This window comes from Brucella anthropi (assembly GCF_046630315.1).
In the GTDB taxonomy this organism is placed as follows: domain Bacteria; phylum Pseudomonadota; class Alphaproteobacteria; order Rhizobiales; family Rhizobiaceae; genus Brucella; species Brucella anthropi_A.
On the sequence record NZ_LQBD01000032.1, the window covers coordinates 1 to 1,219 of the forward strand.

The window sequence follows — 1,219 nt, forward strand, 5'->3', positions numbered from 1 at the left end:
TGAATAGCCCCGAGTTTCGTGGACGCCCTCGGGTTACATTTCCTGCTGCCGTTCGAACTCGACGGGTGACAGCATCCCGTTCCTGACGTGCTTGCGCTTGGGGTTGTAGAACATCTCGATGTAGTCGAACACGTCTTTCCTTGCCTCCTCGCGTGTTGGATATGTCCTGCGCCTTATTCTCTCGCGTTTGAGGAGATTGAAGAAGCTCTCCGCCACGGCATTGTCATGGCAGTTGCCTCGACGGCTCATCGAGTGCTCAAGATTGTGGTGCTTTAAGAACGCCGCCCAGTCCATGCTGGTGAACTGCGAGCCCTGATCGGAATGGACCAGCACCTTGCTCTTCGGCTTTCGACGCCACACCGCCATGAGCAACGCCTGCAGCACGACATCGGTGGTCTGCCTGCTCTGCAGCGACCAGCCGATGACGCGGCGCGAGAACAGGTCGATCACCACGGCCAAATAGGCAAAGCCTTCCTGGGTCCGGATGTAGGTGATGTCTGTCACCCACGCCCTGTCCGGTGCATCGACATCGAACTGCCGGGCAAGGGTATTGCCGACCACGACCGACGGCTTGCCTCCGTAGGAGCCGGGCCGACGCTTGTAGCCGATCTGCGCCTTAATCCCGGCCAGTCTCGCGAGACGAGCAATGCGGTTGGCGCAACTGGTCTCTCCCTGATCGAGGAGGTCGTCATGCAGCTTGCGATAGCCGTAGACCCTGCCGCTTTCCTTCCAGGCCTTGCTGAGAAGCTCGGTCTGACGAACATCTTCCCGAGCCCGTTTACTCAGCGGGTTCTTCAGCCAGGCATAGAAGCCACTGGGGCGGATACGCAGGCAGCGGCACATCGCTCGCACCGTGAACTGCTGGCGATGCTCGGTAACAAACGCGTATCTCACTTTGCATCCTTGGCGAAATACGCGGTGGCTTTTTTTAAGATGTCGCGTTCCTCGGTGACGCGCGCCAACTCCTTCTTCAGACGACGTATCTCTGCCGCCTGATCACCATCGCTTCCTGATGGATTCGAGAACTTCTTCTTCCATGCGTAGAGCGAGTGTTGGCTCACGCCCAGCCGCTGCGACACCTCCGCAACAGGATAGCCGCGCTCGGTAATCTGCGCGACAGCATCGCGCTTGAACTCGTCACTGAAATTGCCAGACCCCATCATGGCCTCCTTGCCTCAAAAATAGGGAAGAAAGCGTCCACAAATCTAGGGGCTATTCA

1 protein-coding gene is annotated in these 1,219 nt (G+C 58.2%); it reads right to left on the bottom strand.

Translation table 11 applies throughout. The features are described from left to right. Positions 1–33: 33 nt before the first annotated feature. A protein-coding gene (locus tag AVM02_RS13740) for an IS3 family transposase (RefSeq protein ID WP_411507489.1) occupies positions 34–1,160 on the bottom strand; the annotation gives its coding sequence in 2 pieces (ribosomal slippage) (positions 34–920 and positions 920–1,160; 1,128 coding nt in all). Positions 1,161–1,219 lie beyond the last annotated feature (59 nt).